Origin of the sequence: Streptomyces scopuliridis RB72, assembly GCF_000718095.1 — a bacterium.
In the GTDB taxonomy this organism is placed as follows: Bacteria; Actinomycetota; Actinomycetes; order Streptomycetales; family Streptomycetaceae; genus Streptomyces; species Streptomyces scopuliridis.
In genome coordinates this window covers 337415-358140 of record NZ_JOEI01000009.1, presented here as the reverse complement: position 1 = coordinate 358140, position 20726 = coordinate 337415, and the positions used below count along the sequence as shown (strand labels likewise).

The 20726-nt window shown below is 69.4% G+C and carries 21 protein-coding genes; 11 read left to right on the top strand and 10 right to left on the bottom strand.

What is annotated here, in order from left to right; translation table 11 throughout:
- Window positions 1–4: 4 nt before the first annotated feature.
- Window positions 5–1630 carry a sensor histidine kinase gene (locus tag IF11_RS0114210; protein ID WP_051745884.1) on the bottom strand — a complete coding sequence of 542 codons (1626 nt, stop codon included), beginning with the start codon at window positions 1628–1630 and terminating at the stop codon, window positions 5–7.
- Between the two features lie 135 nt (window positions 1631–1765).
- Here IF11_RS0114210 and IF11_RS0114205 point away from each other — a divergent pair, with 135 nt between their 5' ends.
- On the top strand, window positions 1766–3136 hold the full coding sequence (locus IF11_RS0114205) for a cation:dicarboxylate symporter family transporter (RefSeq protein ID WP_030351925.1): 1371 nt from the start codon (window positions 1766–1768) through the stop codon (window positions 3134–3136).
- A gap of 135 nt (window positions 3137–3271) precedes the next feature.
- Here IF11_RS0114205 and IF11_RS0114200 read toward each other — a convergent pair whose 3' ends face one another.
- Entirely contained in the window at window positions 3272–4066 is a 795-nt protein-coding gene (locus tag IF11_RS0114200) for an IclR family transcriptional regulator (protein ID WP_030351924.1), read from the bottom strand.
- A 291-nt stretch (window positions 4067–4357) separates the two neighbouring features.
- Entirely contained in the window at window positions 4358–5563 is a 1206-nt protein-coding gene (locus IF11_RS0114195) for a cytochrome P450 (RefSeq protein ID WP_030351923.1), read from the bottom strand.
- Between the two features lie 381 nt (window positions 5564–5944).
- Here IF11_RS0114195 and IF11_RS0114190 point away from each other — a divergent pair, with 381 nt between their 5' ends.
- The gene (locus tag IF11_RS0114190; RefSeq protein ID WP_030351922.1) at window positions 5945–7135 is read left to right on the top strand and encodes a methyltransferase domain-containing protein; all 1191 of its coding nucleotides are present in this window, start codon (window positions 5945–5947) and stop codon (window positions 7133–7135) included.
- A gap of 138 nt (window positions 7136–7273) precedes the next feature.
- Window positions 7274–7951: a maltokinase N-terminal cap-like domain-containing protein gene (locus IF11_RS0114185; protein ID WP_030351921.1), complete on the top strand. Its 678-nt coding sequence runs from the start codon at window positions 7274–7276 to the stop codon at window positions 7949–7951.
- A 138-nt stretch (window positions 7952–8089) separates the two neighbouring features.
- Here the strand turns inward: IF11_RS0114185 and IF11_RS37735 are convergent, their stop codons facing one another.
- Window positions 8090–8563 (bottom strand): hypothetical protein, encoded by a 474-nt coding sequence (locus IF11_RS37735; RefSeq protein ID WP_051745882.1) that lies wholly within the window; start codon window positions 8561–8563, stop codon window positions 8090–8092.
- 523 nt (window positions 8564–9086) lie between these two features.
- Here IF11_RS37735 and IF11_RS0114170 point away from each other — a divergent pair.
- Genes IF11_RS0114170 through IF11_RS0114155 form a run of 4 tightly spaced genes read left to right on the top strand, consistent with a single transcriptional unit; the run spans window position 9087 to window position 11732 of the window.
- Window positions 9087–10187 carry a hypothetical protein gene (locus IF11_RS0114170; protein WP_030351919.1) on the top strand — a complete coding sequence of 367 codons (1101 nt, stop codon included), beginning with the start codon at window positions 9087–9089 and terminating at the stop codon, window positions 10185–10187.
- Between the two features lie 3 nt (window positions 10188–10190).
- Complete coding sequence (locus tag IF11_RS0114165) at window positions 10191–11054, top strand: DUF3592 domain-containing protein (RefSeq protein WP_030351918.1); 864 nt, start codon at window positions 10191–10193, stop codon at window positions 11052–11054.
- On the top strand, window positions 11051–11401 hold the full coding sequence (locus IF11_RS0114160; protein ID WP_133243286.1) for a hypothetical protein: 351 nt from the start codon (window positions 11051–11053) through the stop codon (window positions 11399–11401). The genes IF11_RS0114165 and IF11_RS0114160 overlap by 4 nt, the downstream gene beginning before the upstream one ends.
- A 1-nt stretch (window position 11402) precedes the next feature.
- Entirely contained in the window at window positions 11403–11732 is a 330-nt protein-coding gene (locus IF11_RS0114155; protein WP_030351916.1) for a hypothetical protein, read from the top strand.
- 439 nt (window positions 11733–12171) lie between these two features.
- Here IF11_RS0114155 and IF11_RS0114150 read toward each other — a convergent pair whose 3' ends face one another.
- From IF11_RS0114150 to IF11_RS40115, 3 genes are read right to left on the bottom strand one after another with little or no spacing between them, the layout of a single operon-like run.
- Window positions 12172–13302 (bottom strand): epoxide hydrolase family protein, encoded by a 1131-nt coding sequence (locus IF11_RS0114150; protein WP_030351915.1) that lies wholly within the window; start codon window positions 13300–13302, stop codon window positions 12172–12174.
- Between the two features lie 29 nt (window positions 13303–13331).
- Window positions 13332–14342, bottom strand: coding sequence for an ankyrin repeat domain-containing protein (locus tag IF11_RS0114145; protein ID WP_030351914.1), 1011 nt, complete (start codon window positions 14340–14342; stop codon window positions 13332–13334).
- On the bottom strand, window positions 14339–14533 hold the full coding sequence (locus IF11_RS40115) for a hypothetical protein (protein ID WP_206300693.1): 195 nt from the start codon (window positions 14531–14533) through the stop codon (window positions 14339–14341). The genes IF11_RS0114145 and IF11_RS40115 overlap by 4 nt, the downstream gene beginning before the upstream one ends.
- Window positions 14534–14614: 81 nt before the next feature.
- Between IF11_RS40115 and IF11_RS0114140 the strand changes: the two genes are divergently transcribed.
- Window positions 14615–15601 carry an AraC family transcriptional regulator gene (locus tag IF11_RS0114140; RefSeq protein ID WP_030351913.1) on the top strand — a complete coding sequence of 329 codons (987 nt, stop codon included), beginning with the start codon at window positions 14615–14617 and terminating at the stop codon, window positions 15599–15601.
- Window positions 15602–15675: 74 nt separating this feature from the next.
- Window positions 15676–16626, top strand: coding sequence for a hypothetical protein (locus tag IF11_RS36600; protein ID WP_051745880.1), 951 nt, complete (start codon window positions 15676–15678; stop codon window positions 16624–16626).
- On the opposite strand, the gene IF11_RS0114130 is transcribed toward IF11_RS36600, so the two are convergent.
- The 3 genes from IF11_RS0114130 to IF11_RS0114120 form a co-directional block, all read right to left on the bottom strand.
- Window positions 16593–17570 (bottom strand): AraC-like ligand-binding domain-containing protein, encoded by a 978-nt coding sequence (locus IF11_RS0114130; RefSeq protein ID WP_030351912.1) that lies wholly within the window; start codon window positions 17568–17570, stop codon window positions 16593–16595. The genes IF11_RS36600 and IF11_RS0114130 overlap by 34 nt on opposite strands.
- Window positions 17571–17800: 230 nt before the next feature.
- Complete coding sequence (locus tag IF11_RS40110) at window positions 17801–18106, bottom strand: SUKH-3 domain-containing protein (protein WP_240627769.1); 306 nt, start codon at window positions 18104–18106, stop codon at window positions 17801–17803.
- Between the two features lie 11 nt (window positions 18107–18117).
- Entirely contained in the window at window positions 18118–19581 is a 1464-nt protein-coding gene (locus IF11_RS0114120) for a glycoside hydrolase family 16 protein (protein ID WP_420894612.1), read from the bottom strand.
- A 165-nt stretch (window positions 19582–19746) separates the two neighbouring features.
- Between IF11_RS0114120 and IF11_RS0114115 the strand changes: the two genes are divergently transcribed.
- Together IF11_RS0114115 and trxA are read left to right on the top strand one after the other, a co-directional pair.
- Window positions 19747–20190 (top strand): MerR family transcriptional regulator, encoded by a 444-nt coding sequence (locus tag IF11_RS0114115; protein WP_030351909.1) that lies wholly within the window; start codon window positions 19747–19749, stop codon window positions 20188–20190.
- Window positions 20191–20261: 71 nt separating this feature from the next.
- The gene (gene trxA / locus IF11_RS0114110) at window positions 20262–20594 is read left to right on the top strand and encodes a thioredoxin (RefSeq protein WP_030351908.1); all 333 of its coding nucleotides are present in this window, start codon (window positions 20262–20264) and stop codon (window positions 20592–20594) included.
- Window positions 20595–20726 lie beyond the last annotated feature (132 nt).

Sequence of the window (20726 nt, the reverse complement as noted above, 5' to 3'; positions counted from 1 at the left end):
GCGCTCACCGGGCCGCCTCCAACCCGTCGTGGGCGGTTCTGGCGGGGACCGGCCGGCCGGCCAGCGGCAGCCGTACGGTGAACTCCGCGCCGCCCTCCGGCCCCTCCGCGAGCTTCACCGTCCCGTTCGCGCGGTGCACCGCCTGCCGTACGAGCGCCAGGCCGAGGCCGCGCCCGGGACCCCGGGTCGACCAGCCGCGCCGGAACACCTCGTCCATGTCTCCGGGAGCCACCCCGGCTCCGGTGTCCCGTACGCCCAGCAGCAGCTCGCCGTCCTCCACCAGCGCCGTCACGGTGATCCGCGCGCCCTCGCCGCCCTGCGCCGCGTCCATCGCGTTGTCGATCAGATTGCCCAGGATGGTCACCAGATCGCGCGCCGGCAGCGTCGAGGGGAGGACGCCGTCGTCGATCCGGCTGTCCTCGGCGAGCTCCAGCTCCACACCGCGTTCATTGGCCTGCGCCGCCTTCCCCAGCAGCAGGGCCGCGAGGACCGGCTCACCGACCGCGCCCACCACCCGGTCCGTGAGCGCCTGTGCCAGCTCAAGCTCCGCCGTGGCGAACTCCACCGCCTGCTCCACCCGTCCCAGTTCGATCAGCGACACCACCGTGTGCAGCCGGTTGGCCGCTTCGTGCGCCTGTGAGCGCAGGGCCTGGGTGAAGCCCCGCTCCGAGTCCAACTCGCCCGACAACGCCTGGAGTTCGGTGTGGTCGCGCAAGGTGACGACCGTACCGCGCTGCTCCCCGCCGACCACCGGTCGCGTGTTCACGACCACGATCCGGTCGGCGGTCATATGCACCTCGTCCACCCGCGGTTCCGAGGCCAGCAGCGCGCCGGTGAGCGGTACGGGCAGCCCCAGCTCGGCGATGGGACGGCCCACAGCGGAATCGTCCAGACCGAGCAGCTCGCGCCCGCCGTCGTTCATGAGCGCGATCCTGCGCCCGCCGTCGAGCATCAGGAGCCCCTCGCTCACGGCGTGCAGCGCCGCCTCGTGGTAGTCGTGCATCCGGCTCAGCTCCGCCGCGTTCATCCCGTGGGTGTGCCGGCGCAGCCGCGCGTTGATCACATACGTACCCAGTCCGCCGAGCGCCAGCGCCGCGCCCGCCGCCAGGGCAAGCACTCTGACCTGCTCGGTGACCTCGCTGGAGATCCGGTCCACGGTGATCCCGACGCTGACCAGACCGGTGATCCGGTCGCCGTCCCGTACCGGAGTGACCGCCCGGACCGAAGGGCCGAGCGTGCCGGTGTACGTCTCGGTGAAGGTCTCCCCGCGCAGCGCCGGCGCCGTACGGCCCAGGAAGGGCATCCCGATCTGCGCCGGGTCGGGGTGCGTCCAGCGGATCCCCTCCGGGTTCATGATCGTGATGAAGTCGATGCCGGTGTCCAGCCGTACGCGCTCCGCGTACGGCTGGAGTGCGGCGCTCGGATCGGGGGTACGGATGGCCTCCCGTACCGACGGCGAGTCGGCGAGCGCGTGCGCCGTGGCCAGAACTTGCTTGCGCGCGGTCTCGTCCGTATGGGCGCGACCGGTGACGAACGCGAAGAGCGCGCAGCCCGCGACGACGGCCGCGACCAGCACGACCTGCATCGCGAAGAGCTGGGCGGCGAGACTGCGGGGGCGCGGCAGATGCATGAAACAAGAATGCCTGGCCGGATTCATATGAACGAAATGAACGTAAGGGTGACCGGCGTCACACGGTGGTGGATAGTCACCGGGACCCCTCGGACAGGGACGGGGGATTCGCAGGAGACGAGTCGAGGAGGACCCGTGGCCGCAAGGCGGGACCGTACCCACTATCTGTACATCGCGGTGATCGTCGCCGTCGCGCTCGGCATTCTGGTGGGCTTCACGGCTCCTGGTGTGGCCGTCGAACTGAAGCCGATCGGTACCGGCTTCGTGAACCTCATCAAGATGATGATCTCGCCCGTGATCTTCTGCACGATCGTGCTGGGGGTCGGGTCGGTCAGGAAGGCCGCCAAGGTCGGCGCGGTCGGCGGGCTCGCCCTCGGCTACTTCATGGTGATGTCGACCGTCGCCCTGGCCATCGGCCTGGTCGTCGGAAACATCCTGGAGCCCGGTTCGGGCCTCCACCTCACCCAGGCCGCCCGTGACGCGGGCGCCGCCCAGGCGAGCGGTGCGAGCGAGTCCACCGCGGACTTCCTGCTCGGCATCATCCCCACGACGATCGTCTCGGCGTTCACCGAGGGCTCGGTCCTCCAGACGCTGATGGTCGCGCTGCTGGCGGGCTTCGCGCTCCAGGCCATGGGCTCCGCGGGCGAGCCGGTGCTGCGCGGTATCGGTCACATCCAGCGCCTGGTCTTCCGGATGCTCGCGATGATCATGTGGGCCGCGCCGGTGGGTGCCTTCGGCGCCATCGCGGCGGTGGTCGGCGAGACCGGCCTCGACGCGCTGAAGTCGCTCGCGATCATCATGATCGGCTTCTATGTCACCTGTGCGCTCTTCGTCTTCCTCGTCCTCGGCGCGCTGCTGCGGCTGATCGCGGGCGTGAACATCTTCTCGCTGCTGAAGTACCTGGGCCGCGAGTTCCTGCTGATTCTCTCGACCTCCTCCTCCGAGTCGGCACTGCCGCGGCTCATCGCGAAGATGGAGCACCTGGGTATCAGCAAGCCCGTCGTCGGCATCACCGTCCCGACCGGCTACTCCTTCAACCTGGACGGCACGGCCATCTATCTGACGATGGCCTCGCTCTTCATCGCCGAGGGCATGGGCAACCCGCTCTCGATCGGTGAGCAGGTCTCGCTGCTCCTCTTCATGATCATCGCGTCCAAGGGCGCGGCGGGTGTCACCGGCGCGGGTCTGGCGACGCTGGCCGGCGGCCTCCAGTCGCACCGCCCCGAGCTGGTCGACGGTGTGGGTCTGATCGTCGGTATCGACCGCTTCATGAGCGAGGCGCGTGCCATGACGAACTTCGCGGGCAACGCGGTCGCCACGGTCCTGATCGGTACGTGGACCAAGGAGATCGACAAGGGCCGCGTGGACGAGGTGCTGGCCGGAAACATCCCGTTCGACGAGAAGACCCTGGTGGACGACCACGGTCCGGCCGCCGAGGCGGGGGACGGGACGCAGGACGTGCCCGAGCCGCGCAGCATGGAGAAGGCGGACAAGGCGGGGGTCTGATCCTCCCTCTCGCACCATGATCCCGGCCGGGGTCTCCCCCCATCACCCCGGCCCCACGAAGACCGGCCGTACGGAGACGCTTCCGTGCGGCCGGTCTGTCGTGCTCGTGTGCGTGGGGGTACGTGAGGGCCGGCCCTACCGCCACTGCGGCGCCGAGACCGCCGCCCTCGGTGCCGTCGCCTCGATCTTGGCCCTGATCTCCCGCATCACCGCGACGATCCGCCGCTCGTGCTCCTCCGTCAGGCGCGTCGTCGGCACCGAGCAGCTGACGGCGTCCGTGGCGGGTACGTCGTAGCGCAGCGCGAAGCCGAACCCGGTGATGCCCGCCATGCCCTCTTCCCGGTCGATCGCGAAGCCGCGCTCCCGTACCCGCGCCAGATCCTCGGCGAGTGACGCGCGGTCGGGGTGGGTATTAGGGGTCAGCCGCTTCAGCGGGCCCTCCGGCAGCGGCAGTCCGTCCGGGTCGCGCTCCGCGAGCAGCGCCTTGCCGAGCGCCCCGGCGTGCGCCGGCAGTCTGCGGCCGACCCGGCTGACGGGGCGCAGATACTCGTGCGACTCGCGGGTGGCGAGATAGACGACATCGCCGCCGTCAAGCCGGGCGAGGTGAATCGTCTCGCCGAGCGCGTCGGACGCCTCGTCCAGGAACGGGCGCGCGGCGCCCACGCGCGGGTCGGCGTCCAGATAGCTGGTGCCCGTGAGCAGCACCCGGATGCCGATGCCGTACAGCGATCCCGTGGTGTCCGTACGGACCCAGCCGCGGTCGATCAGCGTCTGGAGCAGGGCGTACATGCTGCTGCGCGGTACGCCCAGCTCCTCGGCGAGCTCACGCAGCCGGGCGGGCCGGTCGCCCCGGGCCGCGAGGACTTCCAGCAGCTCGACGGTGCGGGCCGCCGACTTCACTTCGCGTACGCCGCCGCTGTCGTCGGACATGGCGCAGATCGTATTCGGCCAAGCTCAAGGGCGGGGTGTACGAGCCGGCCGAGGAGATCGCCGCCGTCCGCGCCCTGGCCGAGCGCTTCCCCGGGCAGCCGCTGCGGTGACCGGCTCGCCGTAGTCTTCGGGACGTAGCCATCGCCGTCCGTGCCCCATTGCCGTCCGTGGCCCGCCGCCGTCCGTACCCCTGCCGTCCGTACCGATGTGATCGGGCACCGGTACGGACGGCAGCGGCACGGACGGGCGGTCCGGGGCTGGGGCGGCGGTCCGGGGGCGGGGGCGGGCTGCCTACCAGGCCACCGGCAGCTCGTGCGGGAAGCGCCGGATCGTCTCCGTGTCCCAGCGCAGCTCCTCGGCCGGCACGGCTAGCCGCAGCCCCGGGAAGCGGTCCACCAGCCGGCCGATGACGGCCTCCAGCTCCGCCATGGCCAGGGGAGCGGCGATACAGCGGTGCCCGCCCCAGCCGAACGTCATGTGCGGAGTGGGCGGACGGTGCGGGTCGATGACATCGGGGTCGGCGAACCGCTCCGGATCGCGGTTCGCCGTCAGATACGACACATGGACGAAGTCACCGGCCCGGATCTGTACCCCGCCCATCTCCACGTCCTCCAGGGCGACGCGCGGAATGCCCACGCCCTTGCGGAAGGGGATGTACCGGAGGAGCTCGTCCAGCACCTGCGTGAGCGACTCGGGGCGGCCGCGCACCAGGTCCATCAGCTCCGGGCGGGTGAGCAGGAGGTACGCGATATTGCTGATCTGGCAGGTCGCCGTGTCATGGCCGCTCAGCATGAGCGTCAGCGACATGACCGCCAGGTCCTTGTCGTCCAGGACGTCGTCGCCGTCCTTGGCGGCGGCCAGCGCGCTGATCAGATCGTCCCCGGGGGTGCGCCGCCGCTCGGCCACCAGCCCGCCGAAGTACTCACGCAGCTGCGCCTTGGCGTCCGCCGCTGCCTGGCGCGAGTCGGGGGCGGTGGACAGCAGCTGATGGGCGTACTCCTGCATCCGCGGCCTGTCGGGCTCCGCGATGCCCAGCAGCTCGCAGATGGTGTGCTGGGGGAGCTTGTTCGACAGATGCCCGACCAGATCGGCCGACGGCCCGTCCGCGGCCATCGCGTCGAGGAGCTGGTCGACGATGCCCTCGACGGCCGGCCGCATCCGGTCCACATGCCGCGGCGTGAACGCCTGCGAGGCCAGCCGCCGCAGCCGGCTGCTGATGGGCGGGTCCATCACATTGATCGACTCGGGGGAGACGATCGGCTCCGGGGTCATCCTGGGGTAGTTGTGGCTCATGATGCCCGCGCGGCTGAACCGGGGATCGGTCGTCACCTGCCGTACCCCGTCGAAATTCGTGACCAGCCAGGCATCCGCCTCGCCGTAGGGCAGCCGGATCCGGGTGACGGGCCCCTGGGACATGAGGTCGCCGAGCGAGGGGTCGAAGTCCAGGCCCTTGCTGAAGTCGAACGGACAGGTGGTCGTTTCCCCGATTTCGGTCATCGCGTACTCCAGGACGAGCGCGGACGTTGTGGGCGAGAGATAAGTACCTCGACCATTTCGGGGATATGCCTACTGCACGGCAAATGGGTACGAGCCGCGCCGGGCGTGCGCGGGGCGTGCGGCGGGGGCCGTTCGCGCCCCGACGGGGCGGCGAGAAGTTGCCAACGCCTCGTGTCGATGACCGGCGATTGCTTCAATTACTGAGAGGTGATTCGGGTGACTCGTGCGAGGGGAGCGTCTGCCGATGGCTGAACAGGTGAGCAGGAGCAAGGACGGTGGGGACGATGAGAAGCAGGACAAGCTGCCGGGGCAGCCGTGGACTCCACTGCCGCCACCACCTCCGGATGGTGGGTCGCCAGAAGGTGGCGGAAAGCATCGCAAGTGACACTCAGGTCTGAAAACGAGGGCCGCGCCGGTGAGGAACTGACACGGCATCTCCTCGGGACCGGAGTCCTGACGCTGGAGTGGGCCGACGCGTTCAGAGCCGTACCGCGCTCGCTGTTCCTGCCGGATCTGTTCTGGGCGTACGACATGGCGACCGGCCGTAGCGAGCCCGTCGTCAGGAGCGAAGACGCGGCCGGCTGGGAGCGGGCCGCGTATGAGGACATCCCGGTGGTCACCCAGTGGGACGACGGAGAGCACGTGGGTACCGCGCCGGGCTCGCGGGGGACCAGTTCGGCGAGCATGCCGTCGGTCGTGGCATCCATGCTGCGGGACCTGGACGTGCGTGACGGTATGCGGGTGCTGGAGGTGGGCACCGGCACCGGCTGGAACGCCGGGCTCCTCGCGCATCGTCTGGGCAACGAGAACGTGGTGAGCGTCGAGATCGACCGGGCGGTGGCGGCAGGGGCCTCGGACGCGCTGACGCGTGCCGGGCTCAGCCCACGACTGGTCGAGGGGGACGGCCGGGAGGGCTGGCCGGCCGGGGCACCGTACGACCGGGTGATCGTCACGGCGGGCGTACGGACCATCCCGACGCGATGGCTGGAGCAGACGCGGCCGGGCGGAAGCATCCTCGCGCCATGGGGTACGCACTACAGCAACCAGGACGCGCTGGTCCGGCTGACCGTCGGCGAGGACGGGCGCGGGGTCGGCCACTTCCTCCGCATGGTCGAGTTCATGAAGCTTCGCGATCAACGCCTGGACTGGAACCGGTTCGTGGAGCACGTCAAGGAGTTCCCGGGCGACGCCGACGCGTCGCGAACGTCGCGCACCTTGGCGGATCTCGGAGACCGCTACGAAACCCCGTACTTCGTCATCGGGCTCTGCGTGCCCGACTGCGCCCATGTCGTGAACGCGGCTGACTCGGGCGAAGAAGGGGACGCGAAGGCGTGGTTCTTCGACTTCCTCAGTCAGTCATGGGCGGCCGTCGTCTTCGGCCCGGGCGCGCCGGACGCCACGGTCTACCAGTCGGGCCCGCGCCGCCTCTGGGACGAAGTGGAGCAGGCCCTGTCCTGGTGGATCAGCCGGGGACGGCCCGCTGTCGACCGCTTCGGCCTGACCGTGGACCAGGACGGCACCACCCGCCCCTGGCTGGACACCCCGGTCGGTGTGCTTCCGTCGTTCGCCTGACCCCGCGCCGCGGCCGTGGGCCTGGCGCGGCTCGGCCCCCCGGGAGCTCGCTCGGGAGATGCGAGCGGTCGTACCGGAGTGGGACCGGTTGATTGTCTTGGGGCAGGATGAGCGCAGTCACCAAGAGAGGGGCCAGACATGGCTGTCATCCACCGCACCACCATGACGCCCGGCAAGCTTGAGCTTCTCGCCTCGTGGCTTCCCGCTCAGTCCTGGCACCTCGGCAGTGGGCACGAGCCGCAGCTGACCAAGGCCGGCGGCTTCCGGCTGGACGATCCGAAGGGCGAGGTGGGGATCGAGTTCATGGCCGTCACCGACGAGTCCGGGGGCGAGCCGATCACATACCACGTGCCCCTCAGCTACCGTGGGGCACCGCTCCCCGGCGCCGATCACGCGCTCATCGGCACGTCGGAGCACGGCGTGCTGGGGCGGCGTTGGATCTACGACGGAACGCACGACCCCGTGCTCGTCTCCCAGTTGCTCGCCCTCATCCTCGGCGAGGCCGAGCCGCAGGCCCAGAGCGTGAGCAACGCCCCGGACCCGTCCGTCACCGCCCACTTCGCCGAGGCCGGCCACGCGGCATCGATCAGCTCCATGGACGTGACAAACGGGCCGCACGGTACCGATGTCCGCGTGCTGAGTGGACCAGCCAGGCCGTTGACCATCCGGGTGAATCGCGTCCTGCGGCCCGAGCAGGCTGAGTCAACCACCCATGCCCCACAGGCCCTGGGGCACGTCACTGCCGACTGGCTTCTCCCGGACGGCGCAAAGACGCGCGGCCTGTACGCCGTCGTACGCGACACCGCGCCGGAATAACCAACCAGGTGGCGAGGGGCCAGGCGCGGTGACGGAACTCCACGAACTCGCCCTAGCAGCCGCGCCGGAGTGCCACGAGGATCGAGCCGCCGACGGCGGTGATCGCGACGACGTACAGGGCTTGGGCCTTGACGGGGCTCACTGGCCGCGTTCCCTCGCCGATCGGCGCAGTTGGTAGAGGACGGCGAACGAGCGCGTGGTGCCGGCGAGGGCGCGCATCAACTCGTACGCGTGCAGGGGCGGGAGCGGTGGCGCCGCGGGGCAGGAGAGGTCGAGCAGCCGGAGGGCGTCCTCGCGCAGGGCACCCACAAGTGGGCCGGGGCCGCCCAGGTCCTCGCGCAGCAGGAGTTCGAGGTTCCCGCGGAGCTTGAGGATGGTGGTGTCCACCCAGGCGCGCTCGGGGAGAGCGACCCGCAGAGCGAGGGCCGCGAGCACGGTGCGGGAGATGGTCACGATGTCGACGGGACAGCCGGTGTGGCCCTCGGCCCGCTGCTCACGACGGACATGGCGGCGCAGGGCGGTCAGGAGACGTCGGTGCGCCTCGGTGTCGGTGGCGAAGACCAGCGGGCGCGGGCGCCAGTGCGCGCCGGGGGTACGGCGAGACAACGTCATGGGGCGCACGCCTCCCGCGTGGCGACCACACACCACGTGCAGGTGCCGCGCCTGCCCCACGCCCGGTATCACCGCGCTCCAGGAACTGGTCACAAGCGCGCAATGAGAGCACCTGCCGTAGTGTCCTGCGCCGGAGATGCCTCAGCAGAATCGGGCGAGGGAGTCGAGGATCTCTTCAGCGGTCTTGGTCCAGATGAAGGGCTTGGGGTCTTCGTTCCACTGGCTGTATAGGTGACTGTGGGAGTCGCCTTCTGACCGAGTTCGCGATGTCAGTTTGTTTTGACGTCACGTGAGGGCTTGTGGTGGGAGCGTGAGGTGTGCTTCTGCCGCTGCGAGCCGGGGGTTGAGGAACAGCGGACGCGTTCGCCACCGGTCCGTATCGACCGCGAGTGCTCCGGCTGACACTGGCCACTCCGACACCGGGCGAACTCAGCGCCGTGCAGCACCAGCTCAGCGTCGGTACCTGCCGGAAGATCATGCTGAGGCCTACCGGACGTCTCCTGAGCCCTGCACAATCGCCCGTATGACGATCACCACGAGCGCCGCGCCGCCGCCCACGCACAACAGGCTCGCGCTCGCCCGGGGGTTCCTCACGGGTGGCGTGACGGGGGCGTCCCTGGCGGCCGTCGTCGTCGGGATCGCCATTTCGAACGAGCCGCTGATCGTCGGGGGCGCGTGCCTGCTCGCGGTCTACGTCCTGATCCGCTACCTCGCCGGCCTGCCGAGGCGCGCCCGGGAAGCGGAGATCCCGCCGCACCTGGCCCTCGCGATGATCGAGAGCCTGGAGGCCGTCGGGGGTGAAACGAGCGACATACCGGTGAAGTTCGACCTCACCGTCGCACCGGACGACGCACCGGCGTACCGCGTCGAGTTCACGCAGGACATCAACCTCGCCGACCTGCCCGACTACAGGCCGCGCGGCATCCTGGTCGTCCAGTACCCGCCGGACCGGCCGCTGAAGGTGAGGATCGTCAAACGACCGACACCGGACTGGGAGGAACGGGCCGCCTCGGCCCGCCTCGACTCGGCACCCGGACCGGCCCGGGCGAGCGACCCTTTGAAAGGCTGCGGTGCCACCCTGGTCGGGTTCCTCGGTTTGCTGCTCGGCGCGGCCCTGGTCGTCCTGTTGTTCCGCGCGAGCCTGTTCGACCAGGACGACTCCGACACCGCGCGGCCCTCGGTCTCCTCCTCCAGCACCTCCTCGTCGTCCACGACCACCGTGTCGTCGGCGTCCGGCACGGTGGCCCTCGGCCCCGGTCAATCCTTCCTGGACGAGGGCAGGTTGGGCCGTTCCGTCGCCGCGCTCGCCAAGGGCGAGGACAAGCAGCGGGCGCTCACCGTCGTCGTACAGGAACGCCTGCTGACGGTCGTCTTCGCCCCCACTGGCACCCAGGCGGCCCTCCGACTCGACCTGGATTCCCTGCCGTACGACCGTGTTCCGGCCCTGGTGAAGGAGGCCACGACCACGCTCGGCGTCGGCTCCCCGCGCACCTGGCAGCTCACCGCCGACCGCCTCACCGGCAGGGTGGCCCTCAGGGTCTCCGTGACCGGCTCCGAAGGCACCGCCTATCTGGAGGCGGACGGGCAGGGCAAGGTCGTACGGCGCGTCTCGGCAGGAGGCTGATCCATGGACTGGCATGTGTATCTGGTGCTGTGGTGCGGGGTGTTCGGCGCGTGGGCGCTGGTCGGATACGGGAGGTCGCTGGCCGGGATGACCCGGGCGCAGCGGACGGTCCGGGCGACGGGACGGATCGAGCGGGTGGACGAGCCCCGGCACGGAAGCTCCCCGAGCGACGGGATAGCCGTGGTCGTCTCCTTCCAGGACCCGTCCACCGGGCAGGAGTTCACCGTCACCAACGAGGGTGAGCGCGGCGAGAGGATCAGCGTGGCCTGGAAGGGCCGGGAGATCGGGGTCCACTATCCGCGCGGCAGACCCCACGCCTTCCGGTTCGCCAACCACCTCTCCGAAGGCGGGCGCGGCCTCGGCTGGGCGAACTTCGCGCTCTTCCTCGTCTACGCCGGTCTGGTCGCCGTCGCCGCGATCGACTGGGGCTGGCCGTGGGCGCTACTCGGCTTCTGCGGGCCCTGGGCCCTCTCTGGCCTGTACCACCTGCCCGGGAACATCCGCGACAGGAACCGCCGTATCGACCAACTGGCCGCCATGGCCGCCGTATCCGGCCGTGTCGTCGCCGTCCTCAAGAGTGTCACCGTCGACTCCAACGACGGCCACACCCTGACCAACCTGATGCCGGTCGTCACCTTCACCACCCTCGACGGCAGGGAGGTCACGGCCTACTGCGAGTCCGGAATCCCGGACCCCGCCGGATCACGGGGCCTGAACCTCACGATCCACTACGCCCCCGACGACCCGGCCCTCTTCGTCCTGGACGTCGAGGCCGAACGCCGCTCCTGGAAGCGGGACATGGTCGTCAACGTGGTGGGTGTGCTGGTCGTGGCGGCGGCGGCCGTGGTGGGGGTGGTCGCGCTGTGACCAGGGAGCCGGGCTATCTTCCCGCCATGGAGCCGCTGACGTTCGACTACGAGAACCTGCATCTGCGCGTGGACCGAGGGGTGTTCGAACTGTTCACCATGGGCAGATCCGAGCTCCGGGTGCCGCTGCGGTGGCTCGGGGCACTGGTGCACTACAAGAAGCCCGCCCGGCCCGGCCAGTTGTTCATCGGCACCGTACGCGATCCGAGCGCCGTGCTCTACGGCACCGACCAGGCCGCCTTCTGGTACAGCACCTCGCCCGCGTTCCGGGTACCGCCCGGCGACGAGCCGTTGTTCCGCGCGTACTTCACCGAGGTGGCCGCGCTCGCCGACCGGAGGGTGGTCTGAGATGGAAGCGCCGGAGCCGAAGGTCTTCCAGCACGACCGTCTGTACATCCAGGTCGACCGGGGGATCGTCGAGGTCTTCCGGCGCACCAACGTCATCGGGCCGTACCGCTACCCGCTGGCCTGGGTGACGGTGTACGCCGAGACACGTCGAGGGGGCCGGACCCGGCTGTGCTTCGGTACCGCCGAGGACCTGGGCGAACCGGTCTACGGGAGCGTGCCGGGCGCCGGACCGGTGTTCTTCCGGCACGAGATCCCGACCGCCGACGAGCCCCTCTACCGCGCCTTCTTCACCGAGCTCGCCCATCTGGCCGACCGCCCGATCGCCTCGTAGAGTCGAAGCCGGGCAGTCGACGGCTATGGCCCCGACTCCGGCTGCCCCAAGCACCGGCTCCCCCGTCCCGGCCCGCACAGCAACGCCGCCCCGGTGGCACCGGGAACACGACGGCTCAACTCGACGTAGGCAGAGCCCCAGTTGGCGGACGACCGGCAGGTCCGACAGCTGCGGCGCGTACGCGAACCCCGCCAGGGTGAGCAGGCCGCCCTGTACTTGCTGGTGGGGTTTTTGCGGGTGCGGGCCTTGATGCGGTGCCGTCCACGGCCACGGTCCGAAGCCCTCGATAGCACGAACCGGCCTGCCCGAGGTGGGCGACGGGCCCGGCGAGGATCTCGGACAGCCGCCGCAGCGGTGCCGCTCCTATGCGCCGTCGGGCCCTGGACAGCGAGGAGACTGCCGGACGCTAGACATATCGGTGGTAGAGCTCAGCGAATTCTCATCGTGGGGCGCGGAAGCTGGCGCGGACCTCTTCGACGAACAGCTCGGGCTGTTCCCATGCCGGGAAATGCCCGCCCTTCGGCAGCTCATTGTAGTGGACCAAGGTCGGATAGCGTTCCTCCACCCACCGTCGACTGGCCAGATGGAGATCGCTCGGGAACTGGCTGAAGCCGACGGGGACTGCGATCTCCTGCTCCCGGAAACTGCGCATGCTCTCCCAGTAGATGCGGGCGGACGAGGCGGCGGTCGCGGTAAGCCAGTACAGCGTGATGTTGTCGAGCATATCGTCGCGGCTCAGCGCCTGTTCGGGATCACCGTCATTGTCCGTCCAACGTTCGTACAGTTCGTAGAGCCACGCCGCCTGCCCCACCGGGGAGTCGGTGAGTGCATAGCCAATTGTCTGCGGGCTCTGGATCTGTTCGAGCTGATACCCCGACTTGTTCGCCTGGAAGTCGCGCAGGCGTTCCAGTCCGCGCCGCTCACCCTCGTCCTGGGCCTCCAGCGTCTCGAAAACGGGGAACATATTGAAATGGACTGCCTGCACCGTCGGCGCGCCGATGGCGCCGAGCGCGTTGGTGATGGCATAACCCCAATCGCCGCCCTGCGCGACGAACCGGTCGTACCCGAGCCGCCGCATCAACTCGACCCAGGCGCGCGAGATACGCTCCGCGCCCCAGCCGGTCTCCGTCGGCTTCCCGGAAAGGCTGAACCCGGGCATCGAAGGAACGACGACATGAAAGGCGTCCCGAGGATCGCCACCATGAGCTCGAGGGTCTGCTAGCAGCGGCACCGACTTCGCGATCTCGAACGGCGAGCCGGGCCAGCCATGCGTGATCACCAGCGGCGTTGCGTCCGGTTCCGGCGAACGCACGTGAAGGAAGTGGATGTCGAGCCCGTCTATCCGCGTCGTGGACGGGTTGAGCGCGTTCAGCCGCCCTTCGGCTGCGCGCCAGTCATAGTCATCTCGCCAATAGTCGATCAGCGCCTGCATGCGCGCCAATGGTGCGCCCTGGCTGGAATCGGCCACCGGCTCGCGCTCGGGCCAGCGGGTGCTCAAGAGCCGCCGGCGCAAATCTTCGAGCGCGGAATCGGGGAAGGCGAAGGGGTGAGGATGGATGGTCTCGCTCATGTCACAGCTCCATTGTCGGAGAATGAGGTTCAGGAATTTTCCGCAGTCTCGATGAAGCGGGCGATTTCCTCAAAGCCGTACAGAAGCGCCAGCTCCCTTGGGGTGACGCCCGTATGGCCTCGAAGATCGAGATGCGCTCCGGCCTCGACCAGCGCCTTCACGACCTCAAGATGCCCATGCCATACGCCGTCGTGAAGCGCGCAAAGCCCGTTATAGGGGCCTTGCGCATCGATCTCGGGCACCTCCTTGCCGGCGTTCTGGGAAACCTGTGTCAGCAGCCGGACGATGTCGGCGTGCCCAAAATAGGTTGCGTCGTGGAGGGCGGTGCCGCCCATCAACCCGATGATTCGGTACGGGTCCGCGCCCGCTTCGATAAGCACACGCACAATTTCGGGATGCCCGTCTCGCGCGGCGATTCCGAGCGGCGTGTAATTGTCGTCAGGGCTTCCCACCATCGGGACTTTTTCGTTGAGGGGGGCTCCCGCCGCGATCTGCCGCTCGACCTCGTCCGGGTCACCCGTCTTGACAGCTGCAACCAGCTTCAAGGCGCCGACTTGTTCCTCATTGTGCTCGATCTGCCCCTCGATCAGGCCCGCGATTGCGTCGAGGCCATCAGAACGAGCGATGTCGAGCGCGGTCTGCTGCCAAACGTTGGTAACCGTCGTCTTGGCGCCCCGCTTCAGGAGCAACTCAACGGCTTCCTCCTGCTTGTGCAAGACGGCATCCATCAACGGCGTATTGCCCAGGATCGGCGACTGCTGATCGACAAAGGCGCCATGATCCAGAAGCGACCCGATCACATCGACATTGCCCGACTGCGCCGCCTTGTGCAGCGCTGTTGCGCCCATGCGCCGCTCGACCCCGAACACGTCGGCGCCGGCCGCCAGCAGAAGATCGACCATATAGGGCTGGCCGAGGCCTGCGGCGATCATCAGCGGCGTAAGGCCGTCCGCGCCGCGAAGGTTCGGGTCCGTTCCGGCGTGAAGAAGGCTGGTCGCCACCGGAAGGTCACCGGCCCGGATCGAGGATTCAAGCGTCATTTCAGTTCTCCGTTCGTTGGCTTTTCAGCGGCAACACCCTGCGGGGTCGCGTTCCAGCTGCCGGGGTCGGTCCAGTCGAATTGGGTAGCGCTGGAGCGAGAGGCCGCGTGCACCGGCGTGCCGCGCAGCCTCAACCGGACGGCGACGCGGCGGCCGGTGGCGCCTAGGCCGAGGGTGGTGCTGTTGTTCATGACGTCGATTCTTACGACGCCCAATGGACGAATCCATAGGTGAGAAGCTGGATTGCCTGTGCGAGCGTCTACCATCGCCTCATGGATGCCTTCGGGGAAATGTTCCGCGGGGTGCGAGCCCAGGGGTCGTTGTTCGGCAGTTCGACCCTGACCGCGCCCTGGTCGTTGCTGTTCGTCGACGGCGCGCCGCTGACGCTGTGCACCGTGCTCGAAGGGTCCGGTTGGATCCTTCCTGAGGGGCACCCGCCCGAGTACCTCACCGCCGGTGAGACGCTGATCTTGCGTGGCCCCGCGCCGTTCTCCTTCGTCGACGAGATCGGCACCGCGGCCGAGCCGATCGAGTGCGGGAAGGAGTGCGCGACGCCTGATCAGGGCGGGACCCGTCATCGGCTGGGCTGGCACGACGGCCCTCACGGTGGTCCGGATGGCGCGACGACGCTGGTCACCGGCGCCTACCCGGTCCAGGGCGAGATCGGTGGGCGACTGCTGGACACGGTGCCCGACATCCTGCGCGTCGCACCCGACGGTACGGCCGACGCCGTGCGGACCCTTCTGGCCGCGGAGGTCGCCGTCGACGCCCCGGGCCAGCAGATCGTGCTCGACCGGCTGCTGGACTGGATGCTGGTGTGCTCGCTGCGCGAGTGGTTCGACCGGCCCGGCGGCGAGCCCCCGGCCTGGTACTCCGCACACCGTGACCCGGTCGTCGGCCAAGCGCTGCGGCTGCTGCACGATGACCCGGCCGCACCATGGACGGTCTCCTCCATGGCCGACCGGGCCGGGGTGTCACGCGCCACCCTCGCGAAACGCTTCGCCGACCTGGTGGGCGAACCGCCGCTGACCTACCTCACCCGCTGGCGGATGATGATCGCAGCCGACCTCATGCGGGAACGGGAGGCGGCGACCCTTGCCGAGATCGCCCGCGAGGTCGGCTACTCGGATGCCTTCGGGTTCAGCGCGGCGTTCAAACGCATCCGTGGCGTCAACCCGACGGAGTTCCGGCGTGCCCTCGTCGAACTTCCCGACGCCGACAACCTTCCTGAGCGGGTGGCAGCGAGCTCGGGCCGCTGACCTCTGGACGAACGCTGGTGCGGGCGATGGTCGGCGAAAGAGAATCCGCTTGCGACTCGTGGTCCTGGTCGAGTGTGGCACCCGCGCCGTCCTGGCCCGCGTTCGGCCCCGAGAGTAACGGCGAACTCACCTACGCGGGCCGCCTGTTGAGTGTGCTGGACCGCACGATGCTCCTGCTGGCCGATGCCGGCTTCGATGCGAACGAGTTCGCCCGGGACGTCCAGGCCACCGGCGCCCAGTTCCTGGTCCGCTCCTCCGCCCGCCGGGTACCCATCCCCTTCCGGCACCTGGGCGACGGCTCCTACCTGGCCCGGATCGGCTACGGCGTCCTGCCCGTCCTGCTGACCGTCCGCGTCATCGAGGCGTCCGTCACCGCAACCCTGGCCGATGGCACCGTCCGCACCCGAGGAGTGGCGCTTGCTCACCAGCCTCCTCGGCCCGGCCGCCCACCCAGCCGCCGGGCTCGTGGATCTCTACCCGAGCGGTGGCAGTCGGAGACGACGTACTTCTCGATCAAGGCGACCACGCTGGACGGCCACGTCCTGCGCTCCCGCAGCCTGACCGGCCTCGACCAGGAGGTCCACGCCCTGCTCACCACCTACCACGCCCTGATCCGCACCGCCGCTGACACTGCCCGCACCCGGCCCGGCCTGGACATGGACCGCATCAGCTTCACCGTCCTGCAGACCACCGCCGCCGACACCGTCACCACCGCGACCGGAATCCTGCCCCCGGCCGGACCCGCCGACCTCGCCGGCACCATCGGCCGGGCCGCCCCCGACGCTCTGGGGCGGCACAGTCGGCTTCCCGTAACGAGCCCGGAGGGCCGACGCGCTGGAGTGAACGCTTCGTCAAGTAGTCGTGCACCACGCGTCAAAGACCGCACCGGCGGCGTCGCACATCCTTGTTGCGGCAGGCGACGGTCGCGCTGTCGAGTGCCGGCCTCCGTGGCCGCCGTCCACGGGGGAGGCGGCGGCCACGCGAAAGCCGGCTACGCCGGGGAGGTGAGGGCGCGGTGGCGGTAGTCCCGGGGTGGGAGGTCGTAGGCGGCGCGGAAGGCGCGGGTGAAGGTGGCGTGGTCGGGGAAGCCCCAGCGGGCCGCGATCCGGTGGACGGGTACGGTCCGCAGCGTGCCGTCGGTGAGGTCACGGCGGGCGCGTTCGAGGCGCTGGTCGCGGATCCAGGCCGCGACGGTGCTGTCGCGCGCGCGGAAGAGGCGGTGCAGGTAACTGACGGAGATGTGGTGGGCGGCGGCGATGGCGCCGGGTGACAGCTCGGGATCGTGCAGATGCTGTTGTACGAACGCCTCGATGCGCAGCAGCAGTGCGCGCTGCCGGGAGTCGTCCGGCACCCGTGCGTCGGCGTCGAGATGGTGGGCGAGCACCGCGGTGAGCAGGTCGAGGGCGACCGTACCCAGCCGGGGGGCATCGGCCGGCCGGTAGGCGGCGGAGTCGGTGGTCAGGCTGGTGAGGAACTGCGTGAGCAGCGCCCCCACACCCGCCCGACCGGGAAGCGGCACCGCCATCAGCTCCGCGCTGCGGTCCGCGGGCAGGGGCAGCAGCGCGCGGGGTACGTGGGCGCGTACGAGCGCGGCCGTCCCCCGGTCGGTGGCGATCTTCACGTCGAAGGGGCGCGAGCTGTCGTACAGCGCGAAGTCGAACGGCCCCAACTCCGCCTCGCGGGCGTCCTGGACGACACCGAGCCCGCCGCGCAGTGCGAAGACAACCGAGTACAGCTCGGGGTCGCACAGCCGGATCAGCCGTGGGGTGCGCCGTACGTCCGAAGGCGAGCAGGTCAGCTCGACGACGTTCACGGACGCGAGGTCCAGCGCCCGCGCCGTGGCACTGAACCGCGCCGGCTCACCGCTCTCCACCCGCATCGGGTGCGGACTGTCGACCTGAAACGCGTCGAAGCGGGCCAGCCGCTCCGTCGGCGGAAGGTCATCGCTGTGAAAGACCGTCTCCATCATGGTGCTTCCTCCCCGGCGATACCGTAGCCGCCAGGACCGACAGCGGGCGCGACGAAAGAATCCCTTCCGGCCACCCACCCGCCGACCGGCTCCCCGTCATGGGCGAACCGCGGGACCTGAGCCGCTCTTTGGAGGTGCTCGATGCGATCCTCTATCCGGGGCCCGGACGGTAGCCGGTCCGGCCGAGAGGACCGTCGACGAGCAGAGACGCGGCCACGCCGGGAACGACGTCAGACAAAGTAGTCCTCCGCATCCTCCATTTCACCGCTCATCAAGCTCATCAGTGCCTCGTACTTTTCGCACCCAAGGTGATATGCCCCGGTGTGGTGCGAAAAGAAGAACCGACCGGTTTCGTCCATGAGTAAGGTCGAGCCGTCGTATGTGTCGTATCCGACCGGGAAGAGCTTCGTGCCGAGATCTCCGGCCAGGTCGGAGATCTCCTCGGCGTCTCCCCTGAAGACGAGACGCGGGGTCCCGTCGCTGAATCCCGCCGCCCGCGCCCGGCCGGTACGGATGCGACGATCCGTACCGGCCACCTCGCGTCGCGTCAGCCGAACGGGATCCGGACCACCGACTGGTTGCCGATGCCCAGCGTGCTCGCGCCGGTGCCGATGGCGTTCCAGACCTCGATCCGTACCTTCCCGTTGACCAGATCGCCGTGCGATCCGGTGGCCGACTTCAGGCCCCTGGCCTGGGTGTAGTGCTCATAGCCGGGGACGGGGTCGGTCGCGAAGTACTCGTAGGTCTCCGTACGGTCCCAGGTGCCGTCGCCCGTACGGTCGTAACTCACCCTCACCTGCTGGCCGTTGCCGACCGACGTCCCCGCGTCCACGAACAGGTCGAACTGGGTGGCGCCGCCGTTGTACGTACGGGTGATCCCGCTGGAGGTGAAGACCTGCGGGGTGTGCGGCGTGCCGTCGTAGTTGGCGCCGCCCGCCGTGGCGAGCGTGGCCGACGCGGCCGAGCCGGTGGAGTCACCGAGTCCGGCGCCCGTCCGCGCGTACAGCGTCGAGGAACCCGAGGGCGGCGGGTCGGTCGGGGGCGTGCCGCCACGGGTCCAGACGGCCACGTAGTCGACGAGCATGGAGCGGCCGGGGACGGTCGCGGCGGTCGGGGTCCGGCCACCGAGTGCGTCGGGGAACGCGCCGCCGATCGCCACGTTGAGAAGGATGAAGTACCCGGCGTGGTCGGTCATATTGGCCCAGGTGCCGGCGTCCATCTGGTTCTGCCGCACGGTGTGGAAGAGCTGGTCGTCCACGTACCAGCGCAGCTCGTTGGGGGTGACCGCGCGGTCCCACTCGAAGCGGTAGGTGTGGAACGCGGACTGGCAACTGGCCCCGGGGCAGGCGCGGCTGGCGCCGAGGCCGGTGGTCTCGTTGCAGGGGCCGCCGGGGTTCACTCCGCAGTGCAGCACGCCCCAGACGGAGTTGATCCCGTTGACGTTCTCCATGATGTCGAACTCACCGGTGCCCGGCCAGTTCCAGTAGTTGCCCCGGTACGGCGAGCCGAGGGCCCAGAAGGCGGGCCAGTAGCCGAGCGCGGCGTCGCCCGTCACGTTCGGCATCTGGATACGGCCCTCGATACGGAGGGTGCCGCCCGCCGGAGCCTTGAAGTCGGCGCGCTGGGTCTCGATCCGGGCCGAGGTCCAGTTGCCCGCGCCGTCCCTGAGCGGGGTGATACGGAGGTTTCCATTGCCGTCGAGGCTCAGATTGTCGGGGCTGGCGGTGTAGTTCTGGATCTCGCCGGTGCCCCAGTTACCCGGCCCGCCGGGGTAGCCGTGGCCGGTGTCGGTCTGCCAGTTGGCGGCGGAGGGCGGGGTGCGGTCCGCGCCGTTGAAGTCGTCGCCCCACTGGAGGTTCCAGCCGGGCGCGGGCGGTATCGCGCCCTGGGCGGTGCCGGCGCCGGTGACGCCGATGAAGCCGGCCAGTGCGACGGCCATGGCGAGGATCGCGGCGATGAGGGGCGTGCGCGGAGTGCTGCGGGGAGTGGATCTGATGCGGCTGGTTCTCAAGGAACACCTCCGGTGCGGATGGTGCCTGCGGATGGTGCCGAGGGGAGACTGAGAGCGCTCTCAGTACGTCTTGTAACGGCACCGGGGCGTACCGTCAATGCCTTGCTCCGTGCCTTGCTGCTCGCTCCTTGCCTTGACCTCGGCGTCAAGGATTACGGTCGAGACATGCGAATCGGCGAGCTTGCGGAGCGGGCGGGGACGACCACGCGGACTCTGCGTTACTACGAGTCACGCGGGCTGCTGCCCGCCCGGCGCGCGGTGAACGGCTACCGCACGTACGACGAGAGCGATCTGCGGCTCCTCCGGCAGATCAGGACCCTTCAGGACTTCGGGTTCGATCTGGAGGAGACGCGGCCGTTCGTGGAGTGCCTGCGCGCCGGGCATCCGGCCGGGGACTCCTGTCCCGCCTCGCTCGCCGTCTACCGCCGCAAGCTCGGCGAGCTGGACGGGCTGATCGGTGAGCTTCAGTCGGTACGTGCCCAGGTCGGGGCGCAGCTCGCCCAGGCCGAGGCGGCGCGCGCCGGGCTGGCGGCCGAAGCGGAGGTGCCGGGCGGTCCTGAACCGCGCTGCGAACTGACGCCGCACAAATCGACGCCGCACAAAAACTGATGTCGCACAAGGCTGATGCCGCACAAAAGCGCGCGCGAATTCGGCCGCGTCAATCGAGGAGAGACAGAGAAATGATCGCGATAGAGGGTGTCGACGCCGTGACGGACGCGGACTTCGACAATGAGGTGCTCAAGGCCGGACTCCCGGTCCTCGTGGAATTCACCGCCGACTGGTGCGGGCCCTGCCGGCAACTCGCGCCGGTGCTGAGCGCCGTGGCCGGGGAGCAGGCCGACCGGCTCAAGGTCGTCCAGCTCGATGTGGACAGCAACCCCGAGGTCACGGCGCGGTACGGGGTCCTCGCGATGCCGACGTTGATGGTGTTCCGCGCGGGCGAGCCGGTGAAGTCCATGGTCGGAGCCCGCCCGAAGCGCAAGCTGCTCCAGGAACTGGAAGAGGTGGTCTGACGCGTCGCGCGGAGCGGCGAATTCCGTACAGCCAATGGCGTGGCGATTCCCGAAAACGCCTTAAAAATCTCTCATGTCACCGACAGGTCAAGCACAGCTCATCTCCATTTCGCGCCCAAGGACAGCCACAAG